Genomic DNA, 15,473 nt, shown 5'->3' with positions numbered 1-15,473 from the left:
ATTCCAATTCTACATGTGAAAGGACACCGCATGAGTTTTCTGAATTGGCTGCGTGGCGACACCACCCGCTCCGCTGACGATCACGCGATCAGCTCTGGCTACAGCTTTTTCTTCGGGGCAACGAGCTCTGGCCGTCCGGTGACAGAACGCAGCGCGATGCAAATGACCGCCGTCTACTCATGCGTGCGGATTTTGGCTGAAGCTATCGCGGGTCTGCCGTTGCATGTTTACCAGCAGAGCAGTGATGGGGCGAAGGTGAAGGCGCTCGACCATCCCTTATACCGGCTGTTGCATGATGAGCCGAACCCTGAAATGACATCCTTTGTCTTTAGGGAAACTCTGATGACGCATTTGCTTCTTTGGGGTAATGCGTTCGCCCAAGTGCTGCGCAACGGTAAAGATGAAGTGATTGGTTTGTATCCGTTGATGCCGAACCGGATGATGGTGGGGCGCGACGAGGCTGGGCGACTCTATTACGAGTATCAGCGCACCTGGGACGAACCAGCTGGACGCTTCGACACGGTGCGACTCTCGGCGCGCGAGGTGCTGCACATTCCAGGGTTGGGCTTTGACGGGCTGGTTGGTTATAGCCCGATTGCGATGGCAAAGAATGCCATCGGCCTCGCCCAAGCAACAGAAGACTACGGCGCATCGTTTTTTGCTAACGGTGCTGCACCTGGTGGTGTGTTGGAGCATCCGGGAACGATCAAAGACCCCGCGCGCGTTAGGGAGTCCTGGCAGTCCACGTTCGGCGGAGCCCGCAACGGGAACAAGATCGCTGTGCTCGAGGAAGGCATGAAATACACGCCCATCTCCGTCAGCCCAGAACAAGCTCAATTCCTTGAAACGAGGAAGTTTCAGATCAACGAAATTGCTCGAATCTTCCGCATACCCCCGCACATGATCGGCGACCTCGAAAAATCCTCGTTTTCCAATATTGAGCAGCAGTCGTTGGAGTTTGTGAAGTACACGTTGGACCCGTGGGTGATCCGGTGGGAACAGGCCATCACCAAAACACTCCTCAGCTCGCGTGAAAAACCTGGCGTGTATGTGAAGTTCAACCTCGAAGGCTTGCTACGTGGGGATTACGAATCCCGAATGAATGGTTATGCGGTGGCAAGGCAAAACGGCTGGATGAGCGCCAACGATATCCGCGAACTAGAAAACCTCGATCGCATCAGTCCCGAGGCTGGCGGCGACCTCTACCTCGTCAACGGGAACATGCTCCCGCTCAGTCTCGCAGGTGCATACGCGCAGACAACCGGGTCTGAATCGGAGCCTGAACCGGCTGAGGAACCTATGAGTGAATCTTCTGTAAGGAGGAGGATATGAGACGTTTTTGGAACTGGCTCACACCAGAGCCATCAACTGACCCGGACGCAGATGCAGTCCGGGTTTTGCGCATTAGCGGCACGATCGCTGAAGAATCCTGGTTCGATGACGACATCACACCCAGCATCTTCGCCAGCGAGTTGAACGCTGGGTCGGGGCCGGTGACGATCTGGCTCAACAGCCCGGGTGGTGATGTGGTGGCTGCGGCGCAGATCTACAACATGCTCATCGACTACCCAGGCGAGGTGACCGTCAATATCGACGGTATCGCCGCATCGGCCGCGTCTGTGATCGCGATGGCCGCCACGAAGGTTGCCATGAGCCCGGTGTCGATGTTGATGATTCATAACCCGGCCACCATGGCGGTTGGCGATAAGGACGAACTCGCACGTGCGATGAGCATGCTTGATTCGGTCAAAGAATCGATTCTGAATGCATATCAGGAGAAGACGAACCTGAGTCGGGCGAAGCTGTCCAAGCTCATGGACGCTGAGACGTGGATGGATGCGCGGGCTGCGATCGACATGGGTTTCGCCGACGAACTCCTCACCAACCAACGCGACCCAATGTTTGCGATTGAGCCGGACAACGAGCCGGATGACGATGAGGACGAGGCCGAGTCACCAGACGAACCCGACGAAGACGACGAGGATGAAGATCCGAAGCGCCTGCCGTTTCCACCCAAGAACGCGGGACAAGGCACGGTGTTTTCCCGCCGCGCCTCCGAACAAAAGCTCGTCGCACACCTGACCGCCACATCACCGCCACCTCCGTCGAAGCGAGTGCGTCCACCACTCCCAACCATTCAACCCGCCGTGCCTGTTGGTCGGCGGGTTCTCGATTTGTACGCCGAACTAGCGAACCAACCCCACTGAAAGGACCAACACCCATGACAACCCCTATGACTGTTTCTGACCTTCGCACCAAGCGCGCAGATGCTTGGGAGAAGGCGAAGGCATTCCTTGACGAGCGCCGCGACACCACAACCGGTTGCCTGTCTGCTGAAGATGATCAGGCTTACGCGAAGATGGAAGCCGAAATCGATCGTCTCACCAACGAGATTGCCCGTTCTGAACGTGCCCTGCGCCGCGACGCCGACCTCGCTAAGGCAACCAACACACCGCTCACCTCCATGCCCGGCATCAACCCCGACAATGACGAGGTCAAGCACACAACCCCACGCGCTACATCCTCCTATAAGCGAGCCTTCTGGGATGCCATGCGGCTCAACGCTTCTCCGATGGAGGTGCGCAACGCCCTTAGCGAGGGTGTTGATACTGAAGGCGGCTATCTGGTGCCCGACGAGTTCGAACGCACGCTGATCTCCTCACTTGAAGATCAGAACATCATGCGCGGCCTGGCCAAGGTCATTCAAACCACCAGCGGGGATCGGAAGATCCCAGTCGTCTCCACGCATGGCACTGCCGGGTGGCTCGATGAAGGCAAGCCGTACACCGAATCCGATGAAACCTTCACGCAGGTCACTTTGTCGGCGTTTAAGCTCGGCACCTTCCTCAAAATCAGCGAAGAGCTACTCAATGACAGCGCGTTTAATGTCGAGCAGTACCTAGCAGCTGAGTTTGCTCGCCGTATCGGCGCGGCTGAAGAAGAAGCCTTCCTCACCGGAGACGGCAAGGGCAAACCCACCGGCATCTTCACTGCATCTGGCGGTGGCGAGAAGGCGGTGACCACGGGCAAGGCCACCGACATTACCGCTGATGAGCTCATCGACCTGCACTACGCCCTGCGCGGCCCGTATCGGAAGAACGCGGTGTGGCTGATGAACGATTCCACTGTGAAAACCATCCGTAAGCTCAAGGATGGTAACGGCCAGTACTTGTGGCAACCTGCCCTGACCGCAGGAACGCCGGATCTGGTTCTTGGCCGCCCGGTCCACACGTCGACGTTTGTGCCGGAGATCAAGGCTGGTGCGTCGACGGTTGCTTTCGGTGACTTGTCGTATTACTGGATCGCCGACCGACAGGGCCGCTCCTTTAAGCGGCTCAACGAACTGTTCGCCACCACCGGACAGGTCGGATTCCTCGCATCCCAGCGACTGGACGGCAAGCTCGTCCTACCCGAAGCAGTCAAGCTGCTCACCCAAAAGGCATCCGCATAACCAGCGGTTCTACACACTGAGAGGAGGTGGCCGCAATGACCACGACTGAGCTTATCGATCAGGTGAAGGCGAATCTGCTCATCACCTTTGACGATGACGATCAATTGATCGGCGCGCTGATCAACGCGGCCACCTCCTACGCCTGCTCCTACCAACACCTTGATGAGGGCTACTACGAGACACACGACATGTCTGGGGCAACCAGGCAGGGCGTTGTCATGCTCGCCTCCCATTTTTATGAGTCGCGTGATGGTTCCACGGCAGGGTTCTGGGCAGATAAGCCAGATGCGGCTCGGGCGGTATGGAACGCGGTGAACAATCTGCTGCGCCTGGACCGGGATTGGAAGGTGTAGACCAATGGCTTCTTTGGGATCCATGCGCACCACCATCGACCTCATCCAGCCGACGGTTGTTCGGGATAAGGCGGGGTTCACCACCACGCGCGATGAAGTGAAGGCGACGGTGCGGGCGCAGATCGAGGTGCGGCACGCATCGAGCGCGTGGGTGAACCGGGCAGCGTACTCAAAGGCCGACGTCCTCTTCCGCATCAGATCTTTTCCCGGACTGTCCGTGACCACTGATATGGAGATCAGTGGCCCGGATGGGCGGTATGTGATTGACGCAGTTGAGGTGATCGGCAGGTATGTTGAGATTCTTGCCCACCAGACCACGCCCGAAGGAGACGCCCATGGCTAGAGTTCAGATTCGTCTGCCGAACGCGTTTATTGATTCTCTTGATGCTGCCAGCCGTGTGCTAGAAACATCGGCGGATGAGGTGCTTGAGGCGGGAGCCGCGGTGGTTGAGCCGCGTATGCGAGCCAACCTCACGGGCGTGATCGGACGTGCCACCAATCAGCCCTCGCGGTCAACAGGGCAACTACTCAGCGCGCTTGGTACGACCTCGGTGAAAGTCAATAGCCGAGGCGATCACAACATTAAGGTCGGCTTCGCTGAGAACCGCCGCGACGGCAGAGCGAATGCGTTGATCGCCAACGTCCTCGAACATGGCCGGTCCAACCAGCCCGCACGCCCGTTCCTTGCACCCACACGGTCGCAAACACGGCGTGGTGCAATCGAGGCCATGAAGGCGGCGCTGACGGCGCGGATTGAGCAGGTGGGGCCATGACACCGCTACTCGAACAACTCATGGAGATTGCTGACAAGCTCGGATTGCCGTTCGAGGTCGGTCTCTACACGGCTACGCCTGCGCCGCAGACGTATCTGGTGGCAACCCCGCTGACGGACGTGTTGGACGTGTTCGCCGATAACCAACCCAGCGTTGAGGTTGAGGAAGTCCGCCTCGCACTCTTCACTCGCGGAAACTATCTCGACCTGCGTAGCCGCATTACCCGCGCCCTGCTCGACACTGGACTGACGATCACTGCCCGTACCTATGTCGGCTTCGAAGCGGATACCGGATTTCATCATTACGCGATAGATGTCGCAACCCACCACACCTACACATGAAGGAGCATTACTCATGGCGACTATTGGTTTAGACAAGCTCTACTACGCCACCATCACTGAAAACCCCGACACGGGTGAGGAAACCTACGCCAAACCCAAACCCCTCGCCAAAGCCATCTCCGCAGAACTCAGTGTTGAGGTCGCTGAAGCGATTCTGTATGCCGATGACGGGCCGAGTGAGATCGTCAAGGAATTCAAATCCGGCACCCTGACTTTGGGTATCGACGACCTGGGTGGTGAAGCAGCCGCAGCCTTGACGGGTGCGACCGTGGATTCCAACGGGGTGCTCATTTCAGCTTCCGAGGACGGCGGGGCTCCGGTGGCGATCGGTTTCCGAGCCGCACGCTCTACGGGGAAGTATCAGTATTTCTGGCTGTACCGGGTCAAGTTCGCCCTGCCCACCGAAACCCTGGCAACTAAAGCCGACTCCATCACGTTCTCCACCCCTTCAATTGAGGGCACGATTTTGCGGCGTAACAAACCCGATAGTAAGGGGCGGCATCCGTGGAAGGCCGAAGTCACCGAAGGCACAACCGGCGTCAAGCCCGAGACGATCACGAACTGGTATGCACAGGTTTACGAACCCGCCAGCACCACATCTGAAGCCTAAGGAGCATGAGCCATGACAACCAAGAAGAAAACTGAATCAGTTGTTGACCCAGGGCGCTCCGCCACTGTCAGCATCGGCGGTACCGACTGCGAGCTTGTCTTGACGACGAAAGCCACGCGTCTGATCGCCGAGCGATACGGCGGGCTCGAACATCTGGGCAACGCCCTCGAAACTTCCGACGATCTGGGCAAAACATTGGGTGAGGTGATTTGGCTAATCACGCTGCTGGTCAACCAGTCCATCCAGATCCACAACCTGCGCCACCCAGACGACAAGCGCCCAGAGCTGAGCGAGGACGAGGTTGAACTACTCACCGTTCCCGCTGATCTGGCGGACTATCGCGGCGCGATCGCCGAAGCCCTCCAGCGCGGAACACGACGAGACATCCTTACCGAGCCAGCCCCAAAAGCACCACCGACGGACGAATAGTCGAGACCGATCAGGCTGTGTTCACGCGGCTGACCTACATTGGAATGGCCCACCTTCACCTATCACGCGTGGAGGTGGGTCTGACTGTCTTCGGAGAACTCCTCGACCTCGTGGACTGCTGGCGCATCGAAACCGGACGAGCTGAGCCGCTGCGTCAATGGTTCATCGACGACGTCATCCCGCCAGGGATTTAGTAATTTCGATGAGTCATGGGTGATTCGTTCACGAGACGATGGAATTCCTTACGTGCTGCATCTTCGATTTCGTCCCAAGTAAACAAATCCTTGAGGTACGTGCAGCGAGAAGTATTCGTCTCCATCTCAAGCATGGTTTTCAATACTTCCTTGTCGTTTTTAGGAGTCCCAACGCTTCGAGGATCCATAGGCGAAGCTCAGGTCGACGAGTGAACGAATGGCTTTCCCAAACCTTTCGAGCCAAGAGTTCCTTATAGCTTCGCTTTACTTTGTTTCTCCTTGCAGTTTCAAAATCAAAGTATTCCTTCGATAGAAAAACTGACGTAGCGTGAGTCCGGATCGAGAACCACCAGCGGTTGTCGTCTTGTTGAGGGAAACACGTCTCGAAAGCATCAGCAAGCGGCGTAGGTCCATTTAGCTCAGCAAGCACAGCTCCGAAATCTTCTGCACTCATTCCCATAGGTTTCCCCTTCGTTTAGCAATTTGATCCCTTTTCATTATCCCTTCGAGGAGGTGACTTTGCCATGGCCGACTCCAGTTTTGGTTTGAAGATTGGGCTTGAGGGCGAGCGGGAGTTTAAGCGCGCGATTACGGATATTAACCGTGAGATGCGTGTGCTTGGCAGTGAGATGAAGCTCGTGGCGTCCTCGTTTGATAAGAACGACAAGTCTGCCGAAGCCTTCACGGCCCGTAACCAAGTGCTGGGCAAAGAGATTGAGGTGCAGAAAGCCAAGATCGAGACCCTACGCGCCGCACTCGAAAACTCCGCTACGAGCTTTGGTGAGAACGATAGTCGGACGAAGAACTGGCAGATCCAGCTCAACAACGCAGGCGCGGAGCTCAACCGGCTCGAAGGCGAACTCAAAGCCAACAACGACGCCCTCTCTGATTTCGGGAACGAGGCAGACGGTGCGGGCGACGATGCTAAAGACGCCGCCAAGGACGCAGGACGTCTTGAGGGCGCGGTGGATGATCTCGGTGACGAGATGGACACCACCAGTTCCAAGACCCGCATTTTCGGCGACGTGTTGAAAGCCAACCTCGCCTCCGAAGCCATCATCGCCGGAGTCAAAGGCATCGGGCATGCGATCGCCAGTATTGGTCGCGGCATGGTAGGCGCGTTGAAAGAGGGCGTGGAGTACAACGCTCGCATGGAGCAATACTCCACAAGCTTCACGACGATGCTCAGCGACCAAGCAAAAGCCCAACAGCTCGTCAACGATCTGAAAGTTCAAGCGGCGAAGACTCCGTTTGGTATGGAAGAACTCGCGGGCAACATGCAAACCCTCCTGAGCTTTGGCATGAGCCTTGAGGATGCGAAAAAGCACCTGAACGAAATCGGCGACATCTCCCAAGGTGATGCGGTGAAGATGGAATCGCTCACGCTCGCCTTCGCCCAAATGTCTTCGACCGGCAAGCTCACGGGTCAGGACTTGCTGCAGATGATCAACGCCGGATTCAACCCGCTCGAAGAGATCAGCCGCAAGACCGGCAAAAGCATTGGTGAGCTCAAGGAGGATATGGCCAAGGGTGCTATTTCGGCTGACATGGTCGCTGACGCATTCGCCAGTGCTACTGCTGAAGGCGGGCGTTTCTACGGGGCCATGGACGCCCAATCCCAAACCTTTTCGGGCCAGTTGGCGACGATGCAGGATGGGGTTGAAAATCTCAAGGGGTTGTTGGCTGGTGGTCTGTCAGAGGCGTTGGCGGGTTCGGTGTTGCCGATGCTGAACGGGTGGATCGACGAACTCACGGCAGCGTTCGAAGAAGGCGGAACACCCGCCCTCATCGACACCCTCGGCACCGTCTTACAGGAAGCTCTCGCATTTATTGCCGAGCAGCTACCGATGGTGGTCGAGACCGGCATGAGCATTTTGACCGCGCTCCTTGAAGGCATTATCAAGGTGTTGCCACAAGTAGCAGAAACAGCCGTGACGTTGATTATCGCTCTGGTCGAGACAATCATCGAAGCGTTGCCGTCCCTGTTTGAGGCGGCGATACAGATCATCGCCACACTGGTCTCTGGTATCGGCGAAGCACTACCGGAACTGGTTCCTGCGGCGGTGGAGATGCTCATGGCTTTGGTACAGGGTCTGGTCGACAACCTCCCGTTGCTTCTTGATGCGGCGTTGCAGCTCATCACCGGACTTACCGAAGGCTTGATCGCTGCCATTCCCGTGATCATCGAAGCCCTCCCACAGATCATCACCGGGATTGTCACGTTCCTTGTGGGGGCGATCCCGCAGATCATCGAAGCAGGAATCCAACTACTCACCGCCTTGATCGGGGCGCTGCCTCAGATCATCACAGCGATTGTCGCAGCACTCCCGCAGATTATTACTGCAATCGTGGACGGCGTGGTTGGTGCTATCCCACAACTGATCCAAGCAGGCATTCAGTTGTTGACGGCTTTGATTGGGGCGTTGCCGCAAATCATTACAACTATCGTGGCCGCGCTCCCGCAGATTATCGGAGCTATTGTGTCGGCGATTGGTGGGGCGATCCCGCAACTCGTCCAAGCAGGCATCCAACTCTTGACCGCGTTGGTACGAAACCTGCCGCAGATTATTTCCACAATCGTCGCAGCAATCCCATCGATTATTTCTGGGATTGTGTCTGCTGTTGGTCAGGGCGTCTCAGCGATGGCCCAGGCGGGCAAAAACCTCGTCTACGGCCTGTGGAACGGTATCCAATCCTTAGCGGGGTGGCTGTGGAATTCGGTCTCGAACTGGGCATCAGGTATTTGGGACTCCATCACTGGCTTCTTCGGCATCCACTCACCGTCACGCAAGATGGCCTGGGCAGGACGGATGCTTGTCGAAGGCCTCGCAGGCTCCATCCGCACGGACGGCAACAAGGCTGTCACCGCAGCTTCAGGGCTCGCGCGCAACACGATAGACGCCTTCGCCGACCTTGAGGACGGGCTGGCCGTGCCGATCGAGGCGGTGGCAGACCTGCAAGTGCCGAGCGTTGACCTCACCCCACAACCCGTGACTGTATCTCAGCGAAGTACTGATGAAGCGGCAGAGCGTGTGGATGTCGCTGGGATCGTGGATGCGACTGCAAAGCGTATCCTCGGGTCTTTGGATATTTCGGTGACGTTGTCGGATGGGACGCTGGTGGGCAAACTCGCACCCGCCCTCGATAAACAACTTGCCCGCCTTGATCGGCGGCAGACCGTGATGGCAGGAGGATACTAACCATGTTCGGCTTCACCCTCAATAACCAGGTGTCTTCTGCTTCGCTGGGTCTGCGACTCACGGCACCCGTTGCGATCCCAGCGTCGGTGCGCAGGGCTGATGATATTGAGGTCGAAGGACGCGCCGGAACCCTCACGCGCTTCACGGGCTGGGAGGACACCGAGATCGATCTCGACCTCGCGGTGCCTGTTCGTGACGGGCTCGACCAGTATCGGCAGGCTGCTCACGAGCTGACGGGCTCTTCGACGATTGCGTTGACTGCCGAGCCTGGTGTTTACCGCAAGGTTAAGCACTGCGAAGTGAGCGAACTGCGCCGGGAGCTGTCGGGGTGGGGGTTCTTCACCGCGCGCCTGACCTGCCAGCCCTTCACGTACCTGACCGAGGGATTGAATCCGGTAACGCTCACTGCATCTGGGACGATCACGAACCCCGGCCTACTGGAAGCTGATCCGATCATCACAGTCACCGGCACCGGGGCGCTCTCGCTGACGATCAATACGAGCATTTATCACGTGAATTCGCCAGCAGGTTCCGTCACGCTCGACAGCGAACGTCTCGTCGCTCACGCCCACGGGAAAGTCCAGACCGATGCGCTCACCGACGCCTTCCCGACCTTCAAGCCTGGGATCAATCGCCTCACGCTCGGCGCGGGTATTTCGAAGATCGTGATCACGCCGAACTGGCGCAACCCCTAACACCCAACTCACTACATTCTCTGACGGCCATCCCTTCGTGGGGTGGCCACTGTTGTCTTTGGAAGGCTCCTCATGATTACGGTTCACGACCGCACCGCCACGACATTCACCACCACCGGGCTAGGAGTCTTGGATCGGGAGATCATCAATCCGATCGTGGTCGAGGAACTAGGTGGCGAATTCTCACTAACCTTCACCTACCCGGCAGACGGTCCAGCAGCCACGCACCTGACGCTTGAGAACATTGTGGCAGCGCCCGTGCCAGGGCTGGAGCAACGTCAGGGGTTCCGCATCAGCGAGGTTGTCACCACGCTTGACGGCATGCTCGAAGTGACGGCGTTTCACGTGTTCTATGATCTGGCGGGGAATCTCATCGCCGACACCTACGTGGTCAACAAAACCGCGAAAGGCGCACTGACCCAGATCCTTGGGGCGGCGAACACGAGCCACGGGTTTACTGCTACCTCGTCGGATACGGTGACGCGCTCGTCGGCGCGGATGGTGCGCATGCCCATCACCGCCGCTCTCATGGACGCGGGCGAGGACAACACGCTCATCTCGCGTTGGGGCGGCGAACTGGCCCGCGATAATTTCCATATCCATCACGCGCCCATGCGCGGAGCCAACCACGGGGTGGTCATCCGTGATCGGAAAAACCTCACCGGCTTCGAATCATCCATTGACTTCTCAACAGTGGCGACGCGGATTCTGCCAGTCGGATACGACGGCCTACTCCTACCCGAACTCTATGTGGATTCGCCGAAGTTGGGTGATTATGTGGTGCCGCGTATCCGCGTCATCCGCTACGGACAAGTCAAAGCCATCACCGACAAAGACAACCCGCGTGAGGGTGAACTCCCACTCGACCAAGCCCACTCTGAGCTGCGCCGACTAGCTGCAGCAGAATTCAGCGCAAGACATGTCGATGAGCCGTCGGGCTCGTATAAGGTGCGCTTCGTCGACCTCGCCACCACCCGTGAATACGCTGATCTTGCACGCCTGGAAACCGTCGAAATTGGCGACACCGTGACCGTCCATCACGCTGATCTTGGGATTGCGCTCACAGCACGGGTGGTCGCTTACGAATACAACCCGCTCACGCTCCAGTACATCTCCGTTGAGCTGGGTTCTACCGCTCGGAAGTTCACGTCTGTCACCCGGCAGGTCAAAACCGCCATCAATACGGCGGTGGCTGCGTCGGATGCGGCAGGATTCGCACTCGCTTCAGCGGATGGGAAGAACACCAACCACTACGGCAGCATCCAGCCCGCCAAGGCCAAGCTGGGTGACACGTGGTTCCGGCAAAATGGCGAACAGGTCGAGATCTGGATCTACCAGCTCACTGATACCGGGCAGCCCGGCTGGGTGGCACTCGCTACTGATCTGAATCATGCCCAGCTCGGTGCGGAACTCGATGCCGCCCGCACACAAGTCGGCCACGCCCTGCTTGCGGCCCAGGATGCACAAACCGCCGCCGATGCTGTCGCCACTCAGATGGCGTCGGCGCAGGTGGAGATTGACCAGGCCAAGACCGCAGCCGCTGGTGCTACCCAGTTGGCGCAGGATGCCCACGACATCGCGGTAACCTCGGATGGGCGGCTCACGGTTGCCGTTGTTGATCCTAGCGTAGCGGATGCGGCTGGCCGACCGGAGGGTGCGCTGTGGCAAGTGCGCGTAGACGGAGTGATCGCCCGCCAATATCTGCTCACCAACAACCAATGGGAACAAACACCGGTCGGTGCCGCGATGATCGGGCCGAAAGCGATCAGCCAAGCACACATCGCAGATGCCGCCATCGGCACCGCACACATCGCTGATGCCGCTATCACCGACGCGAAAATCAGTTCACTGTCGGCAGCCAAAATCACGGCTGGGTTCTTGGCGGCTGACCGTATCGCCACGGGAAGTATTACCTCCGACAAGCTGACCATCGCGAGTGGGTTCATCACCACCGCAATGATTGCCAACGCCGCGATCACGGACGCAAAGGTTGGCAGTCTATCGGCGTCGAAGATTACGACCGGTACCTTGTCGGCGGCACGGATCGCTGCCGGTTCGATTACCTCGGACAAGTTGACGATCGCTAACGGTTTTATCCAGTCCACGATGATCAAGGACGCTGCGGTCACATCGGCCAAGATTGCTTCGCTGGATGCTGGGAAGATCACCACCGGGACGTTGTCGGCGGCTCGGATTGGGGCGCGCTCGATTACGGCAGACAAGCTCGCAGCCAACGCGATCCAAGTGGGGCTGGCAGGTTGGACGCAATCTATCCGCATCACCCCGTATCAGATCGCTTGGTATAACGGCTCGACATTGGAAGGGACAATCTCCAGTTCCGGGATGAAATTCTGGTACGGCACCCGCTACATCGGGGAAATGGCACGCCGTGCCCACAAGGACAAGCCCGACGTGCAAGGCGTCGTCAACCAGGTCGCCTATCAAGGCGACTATGTGGCCTGGACATACCAGACGGTTTCCGGCGGCACCTACTACACCTGCCTCACCCTGGATCCGAAGGGACGCTTCTACGGCAAGGCCGGCATTCATCTCGGTGCTGACTTGCGCACCAACGGCTACAAGTTCTACACCACCGGCTCGCGCTACGTGACCTTGCAAGACTGCACGCTCACCGGGAAAGGCACCTACGCCGGGTGGGCGTCGAGCAATGGGCTGGCGAAGATCGTCTTCCACACCTACGACGTCATGGTCGTCACCAATGGGTCGTATTACAACATGACCCGCCTATTCGACCGCACCAAAGATTTGATGTCGCGGATGAACGCGATCCTCAGCCTGCTCAATCAGGGGTGGATCACATCCATCTCCGGAACCGGATCGAACATCACGTGGCGGTACTTCTCCAACACTGGATTATCGGCCATGTCCACCAACCTCGCATAAGTAAAAGGAAACACTGATGAAGATCAAGATCGCCAACCAGCACCTCCAACCCGTCGCCGACCTACTCACCAATATGCCGTTGAAGGCGGCACAGTCCCGTGCCCGCTCGAAACTTCTAACGTTGGTGAGGGAGGCGATTGCTCGGTTCGGGGAGGACGAATACGACCTCGTCACCCAATTCGCAACACTTGACGATCAGGGTCGCCCAGTCTTTGGTGACGACGGCACCTTTGCTCTCGCTGACCCCGATAAAGCGAGTGAATTCCTCGAAGCTCGCCAGGCCCTGCTCGCGTCGATCGCTGAAGTATCTGGTCCGACCTACGACGGCCACGACAAGGACGTGAAAGCACTTCTTGACGGTTATGAGGGTGAACTGTCCGGCGAAGCGGCCGAGGCCTACGACGTCCTCTACGACGCGATCACCAAGGACAACACATGAGCACCGAAGAAGAAAAGACCAAAGAACTCACCGAACTCTCCGCTGATGAGTCAACGCCTGACGATGAGGTGCAGTTGCCGATCGTCCCAATTGAATCCGATACAACGCCCGCACCACCAGCAGAGGCTATCGAAACCCACGAACTCCCAGCACCCAAGGCGGCGTCCTTCGACTTGAGCCTGCCGATCTTGGAGGTCTTGACTGACCCGACCATGTAACCCGCTACGACGCGGGATTCTTTGTTGCCTTCACCTCAGATGGGTGGGGGTATTTTTCATTTGCCCACCCACCCTGGAAGGAACACGCTCTATGTCTATTCACGCTATCTGGCACACCACCCAAGCAGGCGTCGCAGGCCTCGGCGCATGGCTCGCCGTCTACCTCGGAGGCCTAGACGGCCTCGTCTATGCCCTGATCGTCTTCGCTATCGCCGACTACATCACCGGGGTGCTGGCCGCCATTTCAGAGCGCCGCCTCTCCAGCGCAGTTGGTTTCAGAGGTATCAGCCGCAAAATCCTCATCTTCACCCTCGTCGGCCTCGCCCACCTCATCGACGTCCATATTCTCGGAGCACCCGGCGTGCTACGTGCGGCGGTCATCTTCTTCTACCTATCCAACGAAGGCATCTCCCTGGTCGAAAACGCCACCCGCCTCGGCCTACCCGTCCCACCCCAAATGCGTGGGGCGCTCGATGCGATCGCCAACCGCGCCGAAACAAGACCCTCACTGACCGAAACAACCACTGAAAATACAAAGGAGAACCAGTCATGAAGAATTGGCTCGCGCTCGAGGCCGACATCGACCTCATCATGAACACACACTACACACCCGGCCGCAACGGCAGGCGCATCGATAAGGTCATCATCCACCACAACGCCGGAAACCTCACCATTAGGGGCTGCTACGACGTGTGGCAAACCCGTCCAGCTTCCGCCCACTACCAAGTCCAAACCGACGGCACAATCGGCCAGCTCGTATGGGATCGCGACACCGCCTGGCATGCAGGCAACTTTGCCGCCAACACCACCAGTATCGGCATCGAGCATGCGGACGTGAGCTCCAGCCCGTGGGCTGTGTCGGAGGCGTGCCTCGATAACGGAGCACACCTCGTCGCCGCGATCTGCAAGTTCTACGGCCTTGGCCGACCCCAGTGGGGCAAGAACGTCTTCGGGCACAAAAACTTCTCTGCCACGGCTTGCCCGGCATCGTTGGCTGGTTCCCAGCATGCCGCCTACATGTCCCGCGCACAGTCTTGGTATGACCAGATGACCGGCAACACCCCAGCCCCAGCACCAGCACCAGCCACACCGAACATCGACGCTCTCGCCGATGCAGTGATTCGTGGCGACTACGGCAACGGTGAAGAACGTAAGCGTCGCCTCGGAGCCAACTACGCCGCTGTCCAGCAGCGAGTCAATGAAAAGCTCTCCGGCAACACGCCTGCCACGAAGCCCGCCGCACCCAACATCGATGCGCTGGCTGACGCCGTGATCCGTGGCGAGTACGGCAATGGTGAGGAACGTAAACGACGTCTCGGAAAACTCTACAGCGCGGTGCAAGCGCGCGTGAACGCCAAGCTCGGCTACTAACCACACGCGCCACTGTGCAACTTAGCCCCGCTGCTACCCGTCATGGGTGGTGGCGGGGCATTTCGTCATTTTACGGGCGGATTTAACACATACGGGTTTGTCGGCAGTGGGGTGAAGGGAGTGACCCCACTGTGAAGAACATTGAAGAAGAACGTATCCGTAACCTGCGCACAGCAGGCTGGGGATATAAAGCGATTGCCGAGTTTTGCGCCTTGACCCGTGACCAGGTCCGTTCATACTGCACCAGCCGAAATCTCGAGGCCGGTTCAGTGGTGGCTCAGCGGGTGTGCCGCTGGTGTGCCAGCCCTATTCGGGGAGGTGCTCGGGCTCGGTTTTGCTCGCCCGCCTGCAGGCATAAAGCGTGGCGGGAACGGCAGAAAACCGAGCCAGTGCGCGAGCAGACCTGTGCGCACTGCGGGCACCGCTTCGTGATCGTGGACAAGCCAGGTCAAAAGTATTGCTGTCACGCCTGTTATGTGCGTGCTCGCTTTGGCA

The 15,473-nt window shown here is 58.3% G+C and carries 17 protein-coding genes; all 17 read left to right on the top strand.

The window, feature by feature from the left end; all coding sequences use genetic code 11:
- Positions 1–30 precede the first annotated feature (30 nt).
- Positions 31–1,332, top strand: a complete 1,302-nt coding sequence (locus tag AC1EJ1_RS00960) for a phage portal protein (RefSeq protein WP_004007612.1) — start codon at positions 31–33, stop codon at positions 1,330–1,332.
- Complete coding sequence (locus AC1EJ1_RS00955; RefSeq protein WP_004012032.1) at positions 1,329–2,207, top strand: head maturation protease, ClpP-related; 879 nt, start codon at positions 1,329–1,331, stop codon at positions 2,205–2,207. Before AC1EJ1_RS00960 ends, AC1EJ1_RS00955 begins: the two co-directional genes overlap by 4 nt.
- Positions 2,208–2,221: 14 nt before the next feature.
- On the top strand, positions 2,222–3,451 hold the full coding sequence (locus AC1EJ1_RS00950) for a phage major capsid protein (protein WP_004012031.1): 1,230 nt from the start codon (positions 2,222–2,224) through the stop codon (positions 3,449–3,451).
- Between the two features lie 35 nt (positions 3,452–3,486).
- The gene (locus tag AC1EJ1_RS00945) at positions 3,487–3,804 is read left to right on the top strand and encodes a head-tail connector protein (protein ID WP_004012030.1); all 318 of its coding nucleotides are present in this window, start codon (positions 3,487–3,489) and stop codon (positions 3,802–3,804) included.
- Between the two features lie 4 nt (positions 3,805–3,808).
- On the top strand, positions 3,809–4,147 hold the full coding sequence (locus AC1EJ1_RS00940; RefSeq protein ID WP_166683313.1) for a head-tail adaptor protein: 339 nt from the start codon (positions 3,809–3,811) through the stop codon (positions 4,145–4,147).
- The gene (locus AC1EJ1_RS00935) at positions 4,140–4,577 is read left to right on the top strand and encodes an HK97-gp10 family putative phage morphogenesis protein (protein ID WP_004012028.1); all 438 of its coding nucleotides are present in this window, start codon (positions 4,140–4,142) and stop codon (positions 4,575–4,577) included. Before AC1EJ1_RS00940 ends, AC1EJ1_RS00935 begins: the two co-directional genes overlap by 8 nt.
- A complete protein-coding gene (locus AC1EJ1_RS00930) occupies positions 4,574–4,918 on the top strand; it encodes a hypothetical protein (protein WP_004012027.1) in 345 nt (114 codons plus the stop codon). The genes AC1EJ1_RS00935 and AC1EJ1_RS00930 overlap by 4 nt, the downstream gene beginning before the upstream one ends.
- A gap of 13 nt (positions 4,919–4,931) precedes the next feature.
- A complete protein-coding gene (locus AC1EJ1_RS00925; protein ID WP_004012026.1) occupies positions 4,932–5,528 on the top strand; it encodes a major tail protein in 597 nt (198 codons plus the stop codon).
- A 12-nt stretch (positions 5,529–5,540) separates the two neighbouring features.
- Complete coding sequence (locus AC1EJ1_RS00920) at positions 5,541–5,957, top strand: hypothetical protein (RefSeq protein ID WP_004008481.1); 417 nt, start codon at positions 5,541–5,543, stop codon at positions 5,955–5,957.
- A gap of 44 nt (positions 5,958–6,001) precedes the next feature.
- Entirely contained in the window at positions 6,002–6,151 is a 150-nt protein-coding gene (locus tag AC1EJ1_RS00915) for a hypothetical protein (RefSeq protein ID WP_004008482.1), read from the top strand.
- A 524-nt stretch (positions 6,152–6,675) separates the two neighbouring features.
- Positions 6,676–9,351, top strand: coding sequence for a phage tail protein (locus tag AC1EJ1_RS00910; RefSeq protein ID WP_480295187.1), 2,676 nt, complete (start codon positions 6,676–6,678; stop codon positions 9,349–9,351).
- Positions 9,352–9,353: 2 nt separating this feature from the next.
- The gene (locus AC1EJ1_RS00905) at positions 9,354–10,046 is read left to right on the top strand and encodes a hypothetical protein (RefSeq protein ID WP_274984111.1); all 693 of its coding nucleotides are present in this window, start codon (positions 9,354–9,356) and stop codon (positions 10,044–10,046) included.
- A gap of 72 nt (positions 10,047–10,118) precedes the next feature.
- On the top strand, positions 10,119–12,950 hold the full coding sequence (locus tag AC1EJ1_RS00900; protein ID WP_274984110.1) for a phage tail spike protein: 2,832 nt from the start codon (positions 10,119–10,121) through the stop codon (positions 12,948–12,950).
- Positions 12,951–12,966: 16 nt separating this feature from the next.
- Positions 12,967–13,389: a DUF1617 family protein gene (locus AC1EJ1_RS00895; protein WP_274984109.1), complete on the top strand. Its 423-nt coding sequence runs from the start codon at positions 12,967–12,969 to the stop codon at positions 13,387–13,389.
- Positions 13,386–13,607: a hypothetical protein gene (locus AC1EJ1_RS00890; protein ID WP_034370671.1), complete on the top strand. Its 222-nt coding sequence runs from the start codon at positions 13,386–13,388 to the stop codon at positions 13,605–13,607. The genes AC1EJ1_RS00895 and AC1EJ1_RS00890 overlap by 4 nt, the downstream gene beginning before the upstream one ends.
- 91 nt (positions 13,608–13,698) lie before the next feature.
- On the top strand, positions 13,699–14,160 hold the full coding sequence (locus AC1EJ1_RS00885) for a phage holin family protein (protein ID WP_480295186.1): 462 nt from the start codon (positions 13,699–13,701) through the stop codon (positions 14,158–14,160).
- Positions 14,157–14,978, top strand: coding sequence for an N-acetylmuramoyl-L-alanine amidase (locus AC1EJ1_RS00880; protein WP_480295185.1), 822 nt, complete (start codon positions 14,157–14,159; stop codon positions 14,976–14,978). The genes AC1EJ1_RS00885 and AC1EJ1_RS00880 overlap by 4 nt, the downstream gene beginning before the upstream one ends.
- The last annotated feature ends 495 nt before the right edge of the window (positions 14,979–15,473 follow it).

It is taken from the genome of Pauljensenia sp. C0170B4, assembly GCF_056590235.1.
Note: the sequence above shows the minus strand (reverse complement) of the source record. Positions and strands in the feature narration are given on the sequence as shown.

What these genes read in the sequence shown, in the direction of transcription:
- AC1EJ1_RS00960 (WP_004007612.1), top strand. Translation starts at nt 31, where the DNA reads ATGAGTTTTCTGAATTGGCTGCGTGGCGACACCACCCGCTCCGCTGAC.
- AC1EJ1_RS00955 (WP_004012032.1), top strand. Translation starts at nt 1,329, where the DNA reads ATGAGACGTTTTTGGAACTGGCTCACACCAGAGCCATCAACTGACCCG.
- AC1EJ1_RS00950 (WP_004012031.1), top strand. Translation starts at nt 2,222, where the DNA reads ATGACAACCCCTATGACTGTTTCTGACCTTCGCACCAAGCGCGCAGAT.
- AC1EJ1_RS00945 (WP_004012030.1), top strand. Translation starts at nt 3,487, where the DNA reads ATGACCACGACTGAGCTTATCGATCAGGTGAAGGCGAATCTGCTCATC.
- AC1EJ1_RS00940 (WP_166683313.1), top strand. Translation starts at nt 3,809, where the DNA reads ATGGCTTCTTTGGGATCCATGCGCACCACCATCGACCTCATCCAGCCG.
- AC1EJ1_RS00935 (WP_004012028.1), top strand. Translation starts at nt 4,140, where the DNA reads ATGGCTAGAGTTCAGATTCGTCTGCCGAACGCGTTTATTGATTCTCTT.
- AC1EJ1_RS00930 (WP_004012027.1), top strand. Translation starts at nt 4,574, where the DNA reads ATGACACCGCTACTCGAACAACTCATGGAGATTGCTGACAAGCTCGGA.
- AC1EJ1_RS00925 (WP_004012026.1), top strand. Translation starts at nt 4,932, where the DNA reads ATGGCGACTATTGGTTTAGACAAGCTCTACTACGCCACCATCACTGAA.
- AC1EJ1_RS00920 (WP_004008481.1), top strand. Translation starts at nt 5,541, where the DNA reads ATGACAACCAAGAAGAAAACTGAATCAGTTGTTGACCCAGGGCGCTCC.
- AC1EJ1_RS00915 (WP_004008482.1), top strand. Translation starts at nt 6,002, where the DNA reads ATGGCCCACCTTCACCTATCACGCGTGGAGGTGGGTCTGACTGTCTTC.
- AC1EJ1_RS00910 (WP_480295187.1), top strand. Translation starts at nt 6,676, where the DNA reads ATGGCCGACTCCAGTTTTGGTTTGAAGATTGGGCTTGAGGGCGAGCGG.
- AC1EJ1_RS00905 (WP_274984111.1), top strand. Translation starts at nt 9,354, where the DNA reads ATGTTCGGCTTCACCCTCAATAACCAGGTGTCTTCTGCTTCGCTGGGT.
- AC1EJ1_RS00900 (WP_274984110.1), top strand. Translation starts at nt 10,119, where the DNA reads ATGATTACGGTTCACGACCGCACCGCCACGACATTCACCACCACCGGG.
- AC1EJ1_RS00895 (WP_274984109.1), top strand. Translation starts at nt 12,967, where the DNA reads ATGAAGATCAAGATCGCCAACCAGCACCTCCAACCCGTCGCCGACCTA.
- AC1EJ1_RS00890 (WP_034370671.1), top strand. Translation starts at nt 13,386, where the DNA reads ATGAGCACCGAAGAAGAAAAGACCAAAGAACTCACCGAACTCTCCGCT.
- AC1EJ1_RS00885 (WP_480295186.1), top strand. Translation starts at nt 13,699, where the DNA reads ATGTCTATTCACGCTATCTGGCACACCACCCAAGCAGGCGTCGCAGGC.
- AC1EJ1_RS00880 (WP_480295185.1), top strand. Translation starts at nt 14,157, where the DNA reads ATGAAGAATTGGCTCGCGCTCGAGGCCGACATCGACCTCATCATGAAC.